Genomic DNA, 17,583 nt, shown 5'->3' on the forward strand with positions numbered 1-17,583 from the left:
GGCAGGAGAAACCCATGCGTATTTCTATCGGTTTACTGATGACGATGCTGGCCTTTGTCGCCCATGCCGAGTCTCCCGACCCGGTCGCGCTCAAGGCTCAGCTTCAAGGTTATTATTTCGACGCCGCCCGCCGTGGCGATGTCGACATGCTCAACACCTTTATCGAGTCCGGCTACAGCCTCAACAGCCAGGACGACAAGGGCTACACGGCGCTGATTCTCGCCGCCTATCACGGCCAGGGCCCGTTTGTGGAGCGTTTGCTCAGTGCTGGCGCCGACGCCTGCGTGCAGGACAAACGCGGCAATACCGCGCTGATGGGGGCGATTTTCAAGGGCGAGTTGAAAATCGCCCAGCGCCTGCTGGCCACCGACTGCAACCCCGACCAACGTAACGGCGCCGGGCAGACCGCCGCCATGTACGCCGGGCTGTTCAAGCGTGTCGAGCTGCTGGACGAACTCAAAGCCAAGGGCGCCGACCTCAACGCCGAGGACCCGGTCGGCAACAGTGCTTCACGATTGGCCAGCGGTGAAATCCGGACCCCGGCGCCGCGCTGAGCTATCATCGCGGTTTTTCGGTTGGAGGTTCTCAAATGGCCAAGGCCAAGCGCATGTACGGCTGCACGGAGTGCGGCGCGACCTTTCCCAAGTGGGCCGGCCAATGCACCGAGTGCGGAGCCTGGAACACCCTGACCGAGACCATGATCGAAAGCGGCGGCGCGGCGGCGCCGACCGGTCGAGCCGGCTGGACCGGGCAACAGGCGCAGATCAAGACCCTGGCCGAAGTCAGCGTCGAAGAGATCCCGCGCTTTTCCACCGCGTCCGGCGAGCTGGACCGCGTCCTCGGCGGCGGCCTGGTGGACGGTTCGGTGGTGCTGATCGGCGGCGACCCCGGTATCGGCAAGTCGACGATCCTGCTGCAAACCCTGTGCAGCATCGCCAGCCGCATGCCGGCGCTGTACGTCACCGGCGAAGAATCCCAGCAACAAGTGGCCATGCGCGCGCGCCGCCTGGGCTTGCCCCAGGACCAACTGCGGGTGATGACCGAAACCTGCATCGAAAGCATCATCGCCACCGCGCGCATCGAAAAACCCAAGGTGATGGTGATCGACTCGATCCAGACCATCTTCACCGAGCAACTGCAATCGGCGCCGGGCGGCGTGTCCCAGGTGCGCGAAAGCGCGGCTCTGCTGGTGCGTTATGCCAAGCAGAGCGGCACGGCGATCTTCCTGGTCGGCCACGTGACCAAAGAGGGCGCGCTGGCCGGGCCACGGGTGCTGGAGCATATGGTTGACACCGTGTTGTATTTCGAAGGCGAGTCCGACGGTCGTCTGCGTTTACTGCGGGCGGTGAAGAACCGCTTCGGTGCGGTGAACGAGTTGGGCGTATTCGCCATGACTGACCGGGGGCTGAAAGAAGTCTCCAACCCCTCGGCGATCTTTCTGACCCGTGCCCAGGAAGAAGTCCCGGGCAGCGTGGTGATGGCAACGTGGGAAGGCACCCGGCCTATGCTGGTTGAAGTGCAGGCATTGGTGGATGACAGCCATTTGGCCAATCCACGGCGCGTCACCTTGGGGCTGGATCAGAACCGTCTGGCGATGCTGCTGGCGGTATTGCACCGTCACGGCGGCATTCCAACCCACGACCAGGACGTGTTCTTGAACGTGGTCGGCGGGGTCAAGGTGCTGGAGACAGCGTCCGATCTGGCGTTGATGGCGGCGGTGATGTCGAGCCTGCGCAACAAACCGTTGCCCCACGACCTGCTGGTGTTTGGCGAAGTCGGCCTGTCCGGCGAAGTCCGCCCGGTGCCCAGCGGCCAGGAACGCCTCAAGGAAGCCGCCAAGCACGGCTTCAAACGCGCGATTGTGCCCAAGGGCAACGCGCCGAAGGAAATGCCTGCGGGGTTGCAAGTGATAGGTGTGACACGTCTCGAACAGGCGTTGGATGCTTTGTTCGAATAATTCAGTAACACCGCGACCCCCATGTGGGAGCGGGCTTGCTCGCGAAGGCGGGGTGTCAGTCGATAAATTCATCGCTGACACACCGCTTTCGCGAGCAAGCCCGCTCCCACATTTGAATTGTGTTGGCTGTTATAGCTGCAGCAAGGTGCCCAACTCTCGCTCCAGTTCTTCCTGATCACCCAGGTTCAACTCGATCAGCCGCCGCAGATGGCTGATCGAGTCCAGGTCGATTTCCTTGCACACAAAGCCTAACTGGCCGTGGTCATCGTGGGTCAGCTTGACCTGCATCTTTATATGGGCCTTCGGATCCAGGCGAATGTCGACGTCGAACGGCAGCGCCTTATTGCCTTTCCAAGTGTCGGGCCGCTTTATCGCCAGGCCCTTGAGCGACAAATCCAGCAATTCCACCGGCCAGTCGTGGCCGTTTTGCCGCAGTTCGGTGGTTGCATCAATCGCGATCCGGCGGAAACAGCGGCGGTCAGACGGTGGCTCGGTCATGGTTAAACCCTCTGTGGATAGAAGGAGTGTAGCCCTGCGCCATCATTGGCCCGGTTTTTCTGCTTTTTTTGCCTTGGCAAGGCTCTAGACCAACGTAGGGGGGTGGCCTTTAAGGCCAGTAGCGCTAAACTCCGGTTGGCTGTCCTTTCTGTCCACCCTGGCTGGAATATAAAAATGAAAAATAATAATAGCCTGCTACGCCACTTACCCTGGCTGGTGCTGGCAATCGTAGGAGCGTGCGCCCTGGGCGTAGTGGCCTTGCGCCGCGGCGAGGCGATCAACGCCTTGTGGATTGTGGTTGCCGCGGTGGCCATCTATCTGGTTGCTTACCGTTACTACAGTCTGTTCATCGCTAACAATGTGATGCAACTCGACCCACGGCGGGCCACCCCCGCAGTGCTCAACAACGATGGTCTGGACTATGTGCCGACCAACAAACACATCCTGTTCGGTCACCACTTTGCGGCGATTGCCGGTGCAGGCCCGCTGGTCGGCCCGGTGCTGGCGGCGCAAATGGGTTATCTGCCTGGCACGCTGTGGCTGATTGCCGGCGTGGTGCTGGCCGGTGCGGTGCAGGACTTCATGATCCTGTTCCTGTCCACGCGTCGTAACGGCCGTTCCCTGGGGGACATGGTTCGCGAAGAGATGGGCCGCATTCCCGGAACCATCGCGCTGTTCGGCTGCTTCCTGATCATGATCATCATCCTTGCGGTGCTGGCGCTGATCGTGGTCAAGGCCCTGGCCGAGAGCCCGTGGGGCATCTTCACGGTGATGGCGACCATCCCGATCGCGATGTTCATGGGCATCTACATGCGCTACATCCGCCCGGGCCGCATCGGTGAAATCTCGATCATCGGCGTGCTGTTGCTGCTGGGTTCGATCTGGCTGGGCGGGCAAATTGCCGCTGACCCGGTGTGGGCCAAGGCCTTCACCTTTACCGGTATCCAGATCACCTGGATGCTCATCGGCTACGGTTTCGTCGCTGCGGTATTGCCGGTTTGGCTGATCCTGGCGCCACGGGACTACCTGTCGACCTTCCTGAAAATCGGCACCATCATCGCCCTGGCGATCGGCATCCTGGTCACCATGCCAGACCTGAAAATGCCGGCACTGACCCAGTTCATCGACGGCACCGGCCCGGTGTGGAAGGGCGGCCTGTTCCCGTTCCTGTTCATCACCATTGCTTGTGGCGCGGTCTCGGGTTTCCACGCGTTGATCTCCTCGGGCACTACGCCCAAGTTGCTGGCCAGTGAGAGCCATGCCCGTTATATCGGCTATGGCGGCATGTTGATGGAGTCGTTCGTGGCCATCATGGCGATGGTTGCCGCCTCGGTGATCGAGCCTGGCGTGTACTTCGCCATGAACAGCCCGGCTGCCATTGTCGGCACCGATGTGGTCACCGTGGCACAGACCGTCAGCAGCTGGGGCTTTGCGATTACGCCTGAGGCGCTGTCGGCCGTGGCCCATGACATCGGTGAAACCACCATCCTGGCGCGTGCCGGTGGTGCGCCGACGCTGGCAGTGGGTATCGCGCAGATCCTGCACAGTGTGCTGCCGGGTGAAAATACCATGGCGTTCTGGTACCACTTTGCGATCCTGTTCGAAGCGCTGTTCATTCTGACGGCCGTCGACGCCGGTACCCGTGCCGGTCGTTTCATGCTGCAGGACTTGCTCGGCTCCTTCGTTCCGGCGCTCAAACGCACCGAGTCCTGGACCGCCAACCTGATCGCGACCGCCGGTTGTGTGGCCATGTGGGGTTACCTGCTGTACCAGGGCGTGATCGATCCACTGGGCGGCATCAACACCTTGTGGCCGCTGTTCGGTATCTCCAACCAGATGCTGGCGGGTATCGCGCTGATGCTGGCCACCGTTGTGCTGATCAAGATGAAGCGTCAACGCTACATCTGGGTGACCCTGCTGCCGGCGGTCTGGCTGCTGATCTGCACCACCACGGCGGGCTTTATCAAGCTGTTCGACGCTAACCCGGCAATCGGCTTCCTGTCGCTGGCCAAGAAATACAGCGATGCCCTTGCCAACGGCCAGATCCTCGCCCCGGCCAAGAACATCGACCAGATGCAGCACGTGATCTGGAACGCCTACACCAACGCAACGCTGACGGCGCTGTTCCTGTTCGTGGTATTCAGCATCCTGTTCTTTGCGCTCAAGGTCGGCGTAGCCGCCTGGGGCAACAAGGAACGTACGGATAAAGAAGCCCCGTTCCAGGCCGTACCGGACGCGTGATCGAGGATTGCAACCATGTTCAATGACATCAATCGCCTCGGTAAATACCTCGGTCAGGCCGCGCGCCTGATGGTCGGCATGCCCGACTACGATACGTACGTCGAGCATATGCAAACCAAGCACCCGGACAAACCGATGATGGACTACAAGGCGTTCTTCCGCGAACGCCAGGAGGCCCGTTACGGCGGCAAGGGTGGACCCAAGTGCTGCTGACCCGTTAATCCGGGCTGGCAGTGATCCCCTGTGGGAGCCGGTTTGTGTGGGAGCTGGCTTGCCTGCGATAGCATCACCTCGGTATCTCTGATACACCGAGGTGTCTGCATCGCAGGCAAGCCAGCTCCCACATAAGCCCGCTCCCACATTTGTTTTTTGTGTTCCTTCAAGGAGAATATTTTGTCCTCTCCCATCCCCGTCACCGTCCTCAGCGGCTTCCTCGGTGCCGGCAAGACCACCTTGCTGCGCCATCTGCTCAAGGCCGAGCACGGCCTGAAAATCGCCGTGATCGAAAATGAATTCAGTGACGCCGGTATCGACACCCAACTGTTGGGCGCGGAGCCGGTGCAAGTCATGACCCTGTCCAATGGCTGCGTGTGCTGCACCATCCACACCGACCTGACCAAAGCCCTGTACCTGTTGCTCAAGCGCCTGGACAGCGGTGAGATCGCCTTTGACCGCCTGGTGATCGAGTGCACCGGCCTGGCCGATCCGGCCCCGGTCGCCCAGACCTTTTTCATCGACGAGGAACTGCGCGAGCGCTACATCCTCGACGGCATCATTACCCTGGTGGACGCCGCCCACGCCGAGCATCACCTGACCCAGACCATCGCCCAGGCCCAGATCGGTTTTGCCGACCGCCTGCTGGTCAGCAAGCGCGACCTGGTGGATGAGGCCACCTTCAATGCCCTCAGCGAACGCCTGACCCGCATCAACCGTCGCGCGCCGATCCGCGTGGTGGACCATGGCAACATTGACCTGGCCGAACTGCTCGATGTGCGCGGCTTCAACCTCAACGCCGGCATGAGCCTGCGCCCGGTGAGCGCCGCGCCGTCCATGGACCGCATCTCAAGCCTGGTACTGCGCACCGACCAGCCGCTGGATATCGACCGGCTCAGCGCGTTCATGAACGAACTGCTGGAAGACCACGGCAAGCAACTGCTGCGCTACAAGGGCGTGCTGAACATCGCCGGGGAAGAGCGGCGCATGGTGTTCCAGGGCGTGCTGAAGCTTTACGGGTTCGATTGGGATACCGAGTGGGAGGAGGGTGAGGCGCGGGAGAGTGTGATTGTGTTTATTGCCGATGAGTTGCCGGAAGACAAGATTCGCGAAGGCTTTGCCAAGGTCTACCAACCCTGACTTGAAACACGGTCAAAACTGTGGGAGCTGGCTTGCCTGCGATGGCGGTCTGTCAGTTATCCCATCATGACTGGACCACCGCTATCGCAGGCAAGCCAGCTCCCACAGTTGACCCTGTTTCAAGTTGAAATTGGCATAAAAAAGCCCGGCTCTTCAGCCGGGCTTTTTGTTCAAGCAACCGCTATCAAGCGCCGTACACCGGCAGCTTCTTGCAGATGGCCTTGACCTTCTCACGCACCGCATCGATCACGGCTTCGTTGGAAAGGTCCGCCAGGATGTCGCAGATCCAGCCGGCCAGTTCCTTGCACTCGGCTTCCTTGAAGCCACGAGTGGTCACCGCCGGGGTGCCGAAGCGCAGGCCGGAGGTGACGAACGGCGAACGTGGGTCGTTCGGCACGGAGTTCTTGTTCACGGTGATGAAGGCTTTGCCCAGGGCAGCGTCAGCATCCTTACCGGAAATGTCCTGCTTGATCAGCGACAGCAGGAACAGGTGGTTCTCAGTACCGCCGGAAACCACGTCAAAGCCGCGCTCGATGAACACGCCGGCCATGGCCTTGGCGTTCTTGACCACTTGTTGCTGGTAGGTCTTGAACTCAGGCTGCAACGCTTCCTTGAAGCAGATCGCCTTGGCGGCGATCACGTGCTCCAGCGGGCCACCCTGGGCGCCCGGGAATACCGCGGAGTTCAGCTTCTTCTCGATCTCGGCATTGGCGCGCGCCAGGATCAGGCCGCCACGTGGACCGCGCAGGGTCTTGTGGGTGGTGGTGGTGACCACGTCAGCGTAAGGCACCGGGTTCGGGTAGACGCCAGCAGCGACCAGGCCGGCCACGTGGGCCATGTCGACGAACAGGTAGGCGCCAACCTTGTCAGCGATTTCGCGGAAGCGTGGGAAGTCCAGGATCTGCGAGTAGGCAGAGAAACCGGCCACGATCATTTTTGGCTTGTGCTCGACCGCCAGGCGCTCGACTTCGTCGTAGTCGATCAGGCCGTTGGCATCGATACCGTATTGAACGGCGTTGTACAGCTTGCCGGAAGAGGAAACGCTGGCGCCGTGGGTCAAGTGACCGCCGTGGGCCAGGCTCATGCCCAGGATGGTATCGCCGCCTTGCAGCAGGGCTAGGTACACGGCGCTGTTGGCTTGGGAACCGGCGTGGGGCTGGACGTTGGCGTAATCGGCGCCGAACAGTTCCTTGGCACGGTCGATGGCAAGCTGCTCAACCACGTCGACGTACTCGCAACCGCCGTAGTAGCGCTTGCCTGGGTAGCCTTCGGCGTACTTGTTGGTCAGCACCGAACCTTGAGCCTCCATCACCGCAGGGCTGGTGTAGTTTTCCGAAGCGATCAGCTCGATGTGCTCTTCCTGGCGCACGGCTTCTTGCTCCATGGCGGCAAAGAGATCGGCGTCGTACTTGGCAATAGTCAAATCACGGCTGAACATGGCGGTCCTCAAGGATCGGGGGCAGAAAAGGAGGGCATTCTAACCCAATGGGTTTTAGATGGCATATGAAAGGACATCATGTCGCGGATAAGCGGGGTTCACTTGGGGATAGGCGGTGCCTGGGCGGACGCTATCGCAGGCAAGCCAGCTCCCACACTTGATCGGGTTCACACAGTCAAATGTGGGAGCCGGGCTTGCCCGCGATGAGGCCATTCACCCTGCCACAAAACCTCAGTCGAACATGAACAGCGCATCATTGCTGAACTGCGCCGCAAACCGATTCGCCGGCATCGGCCGCCCGAACAGATAACCCTGCACCTCATCGCAGCCATGTTCGCGCAGGAAGTCCAACTGCTCATGGGTCTCCACGCCCTCGGCGATCACCGCCAGGTTCAGGCTGTGGGCCATGGCGATAATGGCGCGGGCGATCTGTGCATCCTGCTCGCCGGACGGCAGGCCATCGACGAAGGTGCGGTCGATCTTCAGCACATCGATAGGGAATTGCTTGAGGTAGTTGAGCGATGAATAACCGGTGCCGAAGTCGTCCACCGCAATGCTCAGGCCCAGGTTCTTCAGGCTGTCGAGGATCTGCATGGCCTCGTTGACTTCGCGCATCAGGATACTTTCGGTCAGCTCCAGCTCCAGGCACGCCGGCGGCAAGCCGGTATCCTTGAGAATGGTGGCGATGCGCGTGCCGAGCTGGCCGTCGGAGAACTGCCGCGCCGAGATGTTCACCGAGACTTTCGGCACGCGCACCTTGTTCTGGTGCCAGCTCTTGAGCTGGCGGCAGGCTTCGCTGATGACCCAGTCGCCGACATCGACCACCAGGCCCAACTCTTCCAGTACCGGGATGAAGTCTCCCGGCGGCACCAGCCCGCGACGTGGATGGCGCCAGCGCAGCAGGGCTTCGGCGCCGGTCAGGCGCTTGCCGTCGCCGCTGAACTGTGGCTGGTAATAGAGCACGAATTCGTTCTGTTCCAGGGCGTGACGCAAGTCGCTTTCCAGCTCCAGGCGTTCCAGCGCGCTGGCGTTCATGTCGGCCTGGTAGAACTGGAAGTTGTTCTTGCCGCGTTCCTTGGCGTGATACATCGCCGTGTCGGCGTTTTTCATCAACTGGCTCAGCTCGTTGCCGTCCTGAGGGCTGAGGGCGATGCCGATGCTGGCGGTCACGAAGAACTCGCGGCCTTCCAGTACAAAGGGCTTCACCAGGCTGGCGAGGATCTGCTCGGCCACATGAATCGCGCGGTTCAACGCCAGTTCACGGTTGACCCTTGGTTGCAGCAGCAAGGTGAACTCGTCGCCGCCCATGCGCGCCACGGTGTCGTCTTCGGCCACGCAGCCCAGCAGGCGCGTGGCCATTTCCTTGAGCATGCGGTCGCCGGCGGCGTGGCCCAGGGAGTCGTTGATCGGTTTGAAACGGTCGAGGTCGAGGAACATCAGCACCACCCACGACTTCTGCCGCTCGGCCGCCTGCAACGCGGTGTGCAGGCGGTCCTGGAACAGCGTGCGGTTGGGCAGGTGGGTCAGGGCATCGTAATAGGCCAGGCGGTGAATACGCTGTTCGCTGGCCTTGCGCTCGCTGATATCACTGAAGAAACACACGTAGCTGGCCAGGTCGCCTTCATCGTCGAACACGGCGGTAATGCCGACCCACGCCGGGTAATGCTCGCCGTTGCGGCGCTTGAGCCACACTTCGCCTTCCCAGGTGCTGTGCTGGTGCAATTGCTTGAGCACGTAGCGCAGGTGCGCTTCCTGCTGTTCGTCGACGGTGAGCATGTTCGGCAACTGGTCGAGTACATCGCTCACCGCGTAACCGCTGACCCGGCTGAACGCCTCGTTGGCCTGCACGATGTAGCCCGCCGGGTCGGTGATCAGGATCGCCGAGGTGGAGTGTTCGAATACCGTGGCCGCCATGCGCAGGTCTTTCTCGGCGCGCCGCTGCTGGCTGATGTCGCGACCTACACCGAGGATGCCCTCGAAAGCGCCGTGCTCATCCCATACCAGCACCAGGCGCAGCTCGATCGGCACCTTGCGCCCGTCGGCGCGCAGGCAATCGAACAGGAACAGTTGGGTTTGAATGTCATCACGCAGCGTGTTCAGCGCCTCAAGATTGCCCAACGCGCGGCTGACCTGTTCCATCAGGCTATAAATGCCGTTCAGTTGCTTCGGATTGGCGATGATCGACTGCCAGCCGTGCTTGAACACCCAGTCCACGTCATAGCCCAGCACCGCATTGACCGAAGGGCTGATGTAGTTGAGGGCCAGTTGGCTGTCGGTGGAGCAGATCACGTCGCTGATGCTTTCGGCCAGCATGCGGTAGCGCTTTTCACTGTCGCGCAGGGATTCGCTGGCTTCGATCTGGTCGGTGATGTCCTTGGCCACGCCGATAATGCGGGTGATTTGCGCCGTCTTGTCGCGCGCCAGGGCTTGTTCGCGAATGTCGAAGCGGCGCCACTGGTTATTGCGATGGCGGAAGCGCAACTGGCACTGCAATTGGGTGGTATAGCCGATCTGGCGCTGTTGCTGGCGCAAGTCGTGATAATGCTCGGCGTCTTCGGGGTGCAGCAGGATTTCCCAGAAGTACTCGCCCATTTGCTGCAGTTCGGCTTTGTTGTAGCCGAGGGTATGCCCCAAATGGTGGTTGCTGAAGATCATGCGCTGGCTGATGACGTCCTGCACATACAGGTGGTCTGGCACAGTGCGGACCACGTCCGACCAGAACCCCTCACGCTCCACCAGCGACAGCTCGATCAGCTTGCGGCTGGTGATATCGCTGATGCTGAGGATCACTGCCTTGAAATCGTCCTGCTGCTCCGGCAGGCGCATGACCAGCCACAGGTATTGGTCGTTGCCGGCCACGTCCTTGAGCTGGATCTCAAGCTCCAACTGGTTCTGGCGGGCCAGGAAGGCTTCGAGTATCGAGTAACCGATCGCGGTGGCGTTGTGCGGGCAGTCATCGATCAAGCGGTCCCAGGCTTCTTCGCAGGAACTCACATTCAACAGGCGCACCGCCACCTGGTTGACCTCGGTGACGCGCAGCTCCTTGAGCAGTCGCTTGCGCTCGTCGGGGTTGTCCTGCAGCCAGGCATGCAATTGTTCGCGGGTCTGCAACGAGGTCTTGTCGAAAAAGGCGTTGAGGCCAGACAGGTCAAGCACGCACAGGGCCACGCCGGTGCCTTCGAAAATGTCCTGGTAGCGCCGCCGGCCCTCATTGACCTGGCGCTGACGGCGGCGCATGTTCAGCAACACGATCACAGGGATCAGCGAGAACGCCAGGCCCAGCAGGCATTTACCGATAAACGCCGGCAGGAGTTGTTCCAGCACGGCGGTGCGGTCGAACAGCCCGCGCAATTGCCAGTCGCTTTTGCTCAGGGGCGTGACCAGTACGCTTTTGTTCATTTCGTCCGGCGTCAGCGCGCCGGCCCATTGCGCTGGCATGCCGCTGTCACGGCTGACGACGCGATGGTTGAGACGATTTTCGATGACCCATGTCGGGCGTTGGCCCTGGCTGTCCTGGCGCGTCAGGCTGGCCAGGTAGTCGGGTGTCAGGCGCAATGCCCAATACATCCTCGAGCCGCCGCTGGGCTGGTGCAGCAGCAGGTAGATGAGGCTGCCGTCGTTGCTGTTGCTCAGGTAATAGGATTGGGAGTGGCTGCGCTGGACCAGCTCTTCGAGCCAGGCGCCATCCTGGCTGTCGGTGGCGCTGTCACTGATCATCGCGCCGCTGGGGGCGAGCAGGGCGACGCTGCGCAGCTCCGGCAGCGAGCGCTGCAGCATGCGCATCAAGGCCACTTGCTGTTCGCTATCGCGGGGAGGCTCGACCATCGGCAGCAGGTTCAGGGCGATTTTGGCGCTGAGGGCCATGTTCAGGCTGATCTGTTCAGCCAGGTCGGCGCTGTAGTCGATGGTGTATTGCTGCTGGTCCTTCTGGTTTTGCTGCAGTTGATCCAGCAGCTGCCAGAACAAAAGCGCGAGCAGCATGAGGACAAGCGTCGCCAACGCGCCCTTGAGGGTGCCGTGCAGGGGCGCTCCCGGCGCTATATGAGCGGCGCGCAGGGGAGTTGGCGGCGTGACTTTGGACAAGCTGTGATCCTGCGGTTTGGCTGGACTGGCGCGCGACGTGCACTATAAGCCGGACGCCCGGAGGGCGGCTAGCATGCCTTGACTTGTGGCAAAGTGCCAGCCCCGCCTGGCGGCTACTACAGTGTGCCGCTGGTGTGGATCAGGCTGTCCGCCAGCCGGCCCAGGATCGCAAGGGTGAACAGGCTGATAACCACAGAAGCCGTGCGGTTGATGGTGTGCGGCGTCAACCAGGCGTAGCCGCCCCGCTTGATACGGGCGCCAAACAGCACCCACGCGCACCCCACCGGTATCACCACCAGCGTGAACTGGGCGACGAACTGCATGTACAAGGACACATCGGTAAACGTCTGGATCGGCACAATAAACGAAACGATCAGCAACCCCTTGGGGTTGATCAGCGTCAGCATAAAAAACTGCAGGTTGGACACCCGTGCTTCAGGCGGGGACTTAAGTGTCTCGTCGGGATTGCGCCACAGCAGGTATGAAGTCCTGATCAAATAACAGATCGAGGCGAACTGCACCACTTTCAGCCCCCAGGGCGCACTGTCGCCGAGATGGCTGAACAAGTAGCCCCAAAAGGAGATTTGCCCCAGATAGGCCAGGCACTCCAGCAGGCTCAGCGGCCAGGCACGCCTGAACCCCTTGAGTATCCCCGAGCGCAACAGCAACGTGTTGGTGGGCCCCGGCATTAATAGCAGCAAACCGAGTGCGGATAGGACGCCGAGCATGAAGGGTTGTCTCCTGGAGACTGGGGGGCAGGGTCGGCTAATCTAACAGATAGATTTCGATACGCCCGGCCACTTGGGTTAACCTTGGGGATTGGCAATGCTATGTACAGCGCCATGACGCTACGTAGGCCTGTTCTTACTTTTTCATGAGGTCCACATTTTGGCTCAATACGTCTTCACCATGCATCGGCTGGGCAAAGTTGTCCCACCGAAGCGGGAAATCCTTAAAAACATCTCGCTGTCCTTTTTCCCTGGCGCCAAGATCGGCGTGCTCGGCCTCAACGGCTCGGGTAAGTCCACGCTGTTGAAAATCATGGCCGGTGTCGATACCGAGTTCGAAGGCGAAGCCCGCCCGATGCCCGACCTGAACATCGGTTACCTGCCACAGGAGCCGATCCTCGACCCGACCAAGACCGTGCGTGAAGTGGTCGAAGAGGCCGTCAGCGTGATCAAGGACGCCCAGGCACGCCTGGACGAGGTCTACGCCGCTTACGCCGAACCGGATGCCGACTTCGACAAGCTGGCCGCCGAACAGGCCAAGCTCGAAGCCATCCTGCAGGCCGGCGACGGTCACAACCTGGAGCGCCAGCTGGAAGTGGCCGCCGACGCGCTGCGCCTGCCGGCGTGGGACGCCAAGGTCGAGTTTTTGTCCGGTGGTGAAAAACGTCGCGTGGCCCTGTGCCGCCTGCTGCTGTCGGCTCCCGACATGCTGCTGCTCGACGAACCGACCAACCACCTGGACGCCGATTCCGTCGCCTGGCTGGAACATTTCCTTCACGATTTCCCGGGCACCGTGGTTGCGATCACGCACGACCGCTACTTCCTGGACAACGTGGCCGGCTGGATCCTCGAACTCGACCGTGGCGCCGGCATCCCTTACGAGGGCAACTACTCCGGCTGGCTGGAAGCCAAGTCCGACCGTCTGGCCGCCGAATCCAAGCAGCAGTCGGCCCACGAAAAAGCCATGAAGGAAGAACTGGAGTGGGTGCGCAAAGGCGCCAAGGCCCGCCAGTCCAAATCCAAAGCCCGTCTGCAACGCTTCGAAGAAATGCAGTCGCAGGAATTCCAGAAGCGCAGTGAAACCAACGAGATCTACATCCCGGCCGGCCCACGCCTGGGTGACAAGGTCATCGAGTTCAAGAACGTGTGCAAAGGCTATGGCGACCGCGTGCTGATCGACAACCTGTCGTTCTCCATGCCAAAAGGCGCGATCGTCGGCGTTATCGGCGGTAACGGTGCGGGTAAATCCACGCTGTTCCGCATGCTGATGGGCAAGGAAACCCCGGACTCCGGCAGCATTGAGATCGGCGAAACCGTGCAGTTGGCCTGCGTGGATCAGAGCCGTGAAGACCTGGATGGCAGCAAGACGGTGTTCCAGCAGATCTCCGACGGCTCCGACCAGATCCGTATCGGCAACTATGAAATCCCGGCGCGCACTTATGTCGGCCGTTTCAACTTCAAGGGCGGCGACCAGCAGAAGTTCGTCAAGGACCTGTCCGGTGGTGAGCGTGGTCGCTTGCACCTGGCCCTGACCCTGAAAGAGGGCGGCAACGTCCTGCTGCTCGACGAACCGTCTAACGACCTCGACGTTGAAACCCTGCGTTCCCTCGAAGAAGCCCTGCTGGACTTCCCGGGCGCCGCCATTGTGATCTCTCACGATCGGTGGTTCCTTGACCGCGTCGCGACGCACATTCTGGCGTACGAAGACGACTCGCAAGCGGTGTTCTTCGAAGGCAACTACACCGAGTATGAAGCGGACCGTAAAAAGCGCTTGGGTGAAGCAGCTGCCCAGCCGCACCGCGTACGGCATAAAAAACTGGCCTGATTCGGGTCGGTGGTTTGAAAGAGCGGAGCCTTCGGGCTCCGTTTTTTGTGGTTTTTTTCAGGCAGACCGAGGTGGGTTCATCGCAGGCAAGCCAGCTCCCACACCTGACCGCGCCGAGGCTGATGTACTCGATCAATGTGGGAGCTGGCTTGCCTGCGATAGCGGTTCAACTGTTGGTGCATGCTCTAAATTGAAATCCCTTTTTTGGTGCGATAAAGCGCACTTATTTATATGCAGCGCACCATTTAAATTCACAAAGGCGACATTTTGCCCTGTCGCAGTGCGAAATGAATTGATAAAGTCCGGCTCAATTTCCCTTAACAACAATCAATTTGCCGAGACTTTTCATGACCGAATCCGTCGAGTCCTTCCTCGCCCGCCTCAAGAAACGCGACCCCGACCAGCCGGAATTCCACCAGGCCGTAGAAGAAGTCCTACGCAGCCTGTGGCCGTTTCTCGAAGCCAACCCCCATTACCTGAGCGCCGGCATTCTGGAGCGCATCTGCGAACCTGAACGTGCGATTACTTTCCGGGTGTCGTGGGTGGATGATCAGGGCAAGGCTCAGGTCAATCGCGGTTTCCGTATCCAGATGAACAGCGCCATCGGCCCTTACAAAGGTGGCCTGCGCTTCCATCCTTCGGTGAACCTTGGGGTGCTGAAGTTTCTCGCCTTCGAGCAGACCTTCAAGAATTCCCTGACCTCGCTGCCCATGGGCGGCGGTAAAGGTGGCTCGGATTTCGACCCCAAGGGCAAGAGCGACGCCGAAGTCATGCGCTTCTGCCAGGCGTTCATGAGCGAGCTGTACCGCCATATCGGCGCGGATGTGGATGTACCGGCCGGCGATATCGGCGTGGGCGCCCGTGAGATCGGCTTCCTGTTTGGCCAGTACAAACGCCTGAGCAACCAGTTCACCTCGGTGTTGACCGGCAAGGGCATGACCTACGGCGGCAGCCTGATCCGGCCGGAAGCCACCGGTTTCGGCTGCGTGTACTTCGCTGAAGAAATGCTCAAGCGCAACGGCCAGCGGGTTGAAGGCAAGCGCGTGGCCGTGTCCGGCTCCGGTAACGTGGCGCAATACGCGGCGCGCAAGGTCATGGACCTGGGCGGCCAAGTGATTTCCCTGTCTGACTCCGAAGGCACCCTGTACGCCGAAAACGGCTTGACCGAAGAACAATGGTCGGCGCTGCTGGCGCTGAAAAACGTGCAGCGCGGTCGCATCAGCGAACTGGCCGAGCGTTTCGGCCTGGAGTTCCGCAACGGCCAGGCACCCTGGGCACTGGCCTGCGACATCGCATTGCCCTGCGCGACCCAGAACGAACTCGACGCCGACGCCGCACGCACGCTGCTGCGCAACGGCTGCATCTGCGTGGCCGAAGGCGCCAACATGCCGACGACGCTTGCGGCTGTGGATATCTTTATCGAGGCCGGTATTCTGTTCGCGCCGGGCAAGGCGTCGAATGCCGGGGGCGTTGCGGTCAGTGGCCTGGAAATGTCGCAGAACGCCATGCGCCTGCTGTGGACCGCCGGTGAAGTGGACAGCAAGCTGCACAGCATCATGCAGTCCATCCACCACGCCTGCGTGCATTACGGCGAAGAAGACGGGCGGATCAACTACGTGAAAGGCGCGAACATCGCAGGTTTCGTCAAAGTCGCTGACGCGATGCTCGCCCAAGGCATCGTCTAAACCTCGGGCTCGATGCGCAGCACTTCAATCAACTGGTCACCGACGGGGCGTTTCCACAACACCTCGTCGCCTACCTGGGCACCCAGCAACGCGCGGCCCAGGGGCGAGCCCCAGTTGATCAAGCCGGCGCCCGCATCGGCCTGGTCCTCGCCGACCAACTGGATACGCTGCTGTTCGTCCTGTTCAGTGGCGAAGGTCACCCAGCTGCCAATCTGTACCTTGTCGGTGGAAGTGGCCGGTACCACGACCTGGGCGCTTTGTACGCGCTGGTTGAAGTAACGCAGATCCCGTTCAAGGTCAGCCTGGCGCTGTTTATCAGCCTGCTCGCCCTTGGTGGATTCGCTGCTGTATGCCTGCTGCAACTGCGCGACCTTGGCCTGCAACTGCGCCAGCCCCTGTGCGGTCAGGCGATTGGGTTGCTGGCTGACTTGGCGTTCCACTGGCTGATCAGCCTGGGCGGCGGCGTTGTCTTCATTTACAAATGCACGGCTCATGGTGTTCTCCCTCAATGGAGTTTGGGCCATGTTCACCGCGCTTTAGTTTCGATGGATATCTGAAAGCGACCTATTGCGAGCGATAAGCCCTGGCGGCGTCGCGGTCTTTCTCCTGTTGCCACGCCCGATCCCGGTCATCCCAGTGGCGTTCCTTATAGTCGCGCAGGTCCTCGTTCTCGCGCATCGCCTTGCACTGGCGAAAACCGTCTTCCCAGCCTTCGGCGTATTGCCGGTCCTTGAGATAGCGAGCAACGTTCTTGCGAAACTCACCGGTAATCACCCCGGCGGCCTGGCGACCGCTGCTGCAGCCATCATCGAAGCCGTCGGCAAAAGCCGGTGGGTAACCCTTGGCCAGCAAATCCTGGTGAGTTGACTGGCAACCCGACAACACCATCACTGCACACAGCAATACCGCAGACCGCCACATGGCGTACTCCCTGGCCGTTTCACGGCTTATAGGGAGAAGTCTAGATCGGGATTCGTTGGGGGGATGTGAAAGGGGTGTGAGAAAGGTGTTGTTAAAGGGCCATCAACGACGATTCCCTTTAAATTGCAGGACGTTTCCTAGAGAATCTCCGGCCTATTGCGGCTTAGGGTTTGGGCCACTAGTCTCCTGGCTTCGCTGTGAAAACAGCGACCGGGTTTAGCGACCCGAACCACTGAGACTCATCCTCTTTACACACTGGCAGGCGGTTCTTGCGCCTATCGGTATCGTGTTATGGCGGCTGTGCGCGGGAGATCTTCGGATCTACCGGGTGTCTAGGTGACCGGTTCGCTAACCTGCGTACAGCTGCCACCCCATTATGTTTAGCGACGTGCTGTGGTGGTCCTTTATCTCACTTAGTAGGTACACCAATGTCTAAAGTCGTCCCTGATCCACCCCTGTCCTCAATCACCACCCTCGGCGTCGTCACTTTTGGTGACTACGGCGAAAACGAAAAACCGCTGTTCCGCGTCAATTCCGGCATGCCGATTGATGAAGCACTGGAACACGCCTCCACTTTGCTTTTCTACTCCAAGAAACTCGCCATGGAAGCCGCGATGGATGTGCGTGGCGAACAATACGCATGGGCTGCGCATTACCTGTGCGAGATGGGCAAGGCCGTAGTGGATGATCTGACCCAAGCGATGACACCTGCCGCTTAAGGGCTGGGCAACGCGATGTATTTGAATGCATGTTGACCAAAGGTGGGAGCGGGCTTGCCCGCGAATGCAGTGTATCAGTCAAGTATCCGGTGACTGACACGACGCCTTCGCGGGCAAGTCGAATCGTCGCACCGC

General features: G+C 60.6%; 14 protein-coding genes. 8 read left to right on the forward strand and 6 right to left on the reverse strand.

Annotated elements, in window-relative coordinates; translation table 11 throughout:
* Positions 1-14 precede the first annotated feature (14 nt).
* Both BLL36_RS18200 and radA read left to right on the forward strand, forming a co-directional pair.
* Positions 15-554 carry an ankyrin repeat domain-containing protein gene (locus BLL36_RS18200; protein ID WP_076952729.1) on the forward strand — a complete coding sequence of 180 codons (540 nt, stop codon included), beginning with the start codon at positions 15-17 and terminating at the stop codon, positions 552-554.
* A 35-nt stretch (positions 555-589) separates the two neighbouring features.
* On the forward strand, positions 590-1,957 hold the full coding sequence (gene radA / locus BLL36_RS18205) for a DNA repair protein RadA (protein ID WP_076952730.1): 1,368 nt from the start codon (positions 590-592) through the stop codon (positions 1,955-1,957).
* A 129-nt stretch (positions 1,958-2,086) separates the two neighbouring features.
* Here the strand turns inward: radA and BLL36_RS18210 are convergent, their stop codons facing one another.
* A complete protein-coding gene (locus BLL36_RS18210) occupies positions 2,087-2,455 on the reverse strand; it encodes a PilZ domain-containing protein (protein WP_076952731.1) in 369 nt (122 codons plus the stop codon).
* A 174-nt stretch (positions 2,456-2,629) separates the two neighbouring features.
* Here BLL36_RS18210 and BLL36_RS18215 point away from each other — a divergent pair, with 174 nt between their 5' ends.
* The 3 genes from BLL36_RS18215 to yjiA all read left to right on the forward strand — a co-directional run bounded on the left by BLL36_RS18215 (position 2,630) and on the right by yjiA (position 6,049).
* On the forward strand, positions 2,630-4,696 hold the full coding sequence (locus BLL36_RS18215) for a carbon starvation CstA family protein (protein WP_076952732.1): 2,067 nt from the start codon (positions 2,630-2,632) through the stop codon (positions 4,694-4,696).
* A 15-nt stretch (positions 4,697-4,711) separates the two neighbouring features.
* Complete coding sequence (locus tag BLL36_RS18220; protein ID WP_033901562.1) at positions 4,712-4,909, forward strand: YbdD/YjiX family protein; 198 nt, start codon at positions 4,712-4,714, stop codon at positions 4,907-4,909.
* A gap of 180 nt (positions 4,910-5,089) precedes the next feature.
* Entirely contained in the window at positions 5,090-6,049 is a 960-nt protein-coding gene (gene yjiA / locus BLL36_RS18230) for a GTPase (RefSeq protein ID WP_076952734.1), read from the forward strand.
* Positions 6,050-6,233: 184 nt separating this feature from the next.
* On the opposite strand, the gene glyA is transcribed toward yjiA, so the two are convergent.
* The 3 genes from glyA to BLL36_RS18245 form a co-directional block, all read right to left on the reverse strand.
* Complete coding sequence (glyA, locus tag BLL36_RS18235; RefSeq protein WP_076952735.1) at positions 6,234-7,487, reverse strand: serine hydroxymethyltransferase; 1,254 nt, start codon at positions 7,485-7,487, stop codon at positions 6,234-6,236.
* Positions 7,488-7,718: 231 nt separating this feature from the next.
* Positions 7,719-11,570: a bifunctional diguanylate cyclase/phosphodiesterase gene (locus tag BLL36_RS18240; protein WP_076952736.1), complete on the reverse strand. Its 3,852-nt coding sequence runs from the start codon at positions 11,568-11,570 to the stop codon at positions 7,719-7,721.
* Positions 11,571-11,686: 116 nt separating this feature from the next.
* On the reverse strand, positions 11,687-12,298 hold the full coding sequence (locus BLL36_RS18245; RefSeq protein ID WP_076952737.1) for a LysE family translocator: 612 nt from the start codon (positions 12,296-12,298) through the stop codon (positions 11,687-11,689).
* 160 nt (positions 12,299-12,458) lie between these two features.
* Between BLL36_RS18245 and ettA the strand changes: the two genes are divergently transcribed.
* Together ettA and gdhA are read left to right on the forward strand one after the other, a co-directional pair.
* Positions 12,459-14,123, forward strand: coding sequence for an energy-dependent translational throttle protein EttA (ettA, locus tag BLL36_RS18250; protein ID WP_076952738.1), 1,665 nt, complete (start codon positions 12,459-12,461; stop codon positions 14,121-14,123).
* Between the two features lie 347 nt (positions 14,124-14,470).
* Entirely contained in the window at positions 14,471-15,808 is a 1,338-nt protein-coding gene (gene gdhA, locus BLL36_RS18255) for an NADP-specific glutamate dehydrogenase (RefSeq protein WP_076952739.1), read from the forward strand.
* Here the strand turns inward: gdhA and BLL36_RS18260 are convergent.
* Together BLL36_RS18260 and BLL36_RS18265 are read right to left on the reverse strand one after the other, a co-directional pair.
* A complete protein-coding gene (locus BLL36_RS18260) occupies positions 15,805-16,302 on the reverse strand; it encodes a GreA/GreB family elongation factor (protein WP_076952740.1) in 498 nt (165 codons plus the stop codon). The genes gdhA and BLL36_RS18260 overlap by 4 nt on opposite strands.
* A gap of 70 nt (positions 16,303-16,372) precedes the next feature.
* On the reverse strand, positions 16,373-16,729 hold the full coding sequence (locus tag BLL36_RS18265; RefSeq protein ID WP_076952741.1) for a hypothetical protein: 357 nt from the start codon (positions 16,727-16,729) through the stop codon (positions 16,373-16,375).
* A 428-nt stretch (positions 16,730-17,157) separates the two neighbouring features.
* Here BLL36_RS18265 and BLL36_RS18270 point away from each other — a divergent pair, with 428 nt between their 5' ends.
* The gene (locus BLL36_RS18270) at positions 17,158-17,448 is read left to right on the forward strand and encodes a DUF3077 domain-containing protein (protein ID WP_076952742.1); all 291 of its coding nucleotides are present in this window, start codon (positions 17,158-17,160) and stop codon (positions 17,446-17,448) included.
* Positions 17,449-17,583 lie beyond the last annotated feature (135 nt).

The sequence above is a fragment of the Pseudomonas cedrina subsp. cedrina genome, from assembly GCF_001983175.1.
Classification (GTDB): domain Bacteria; phylum Pseudomonadota; class Gammaproteobacteria; order Pseudomonadales; family Pseudomonadaceae; genus Aquipseudomonas; species Aquipseudomonas cedrina.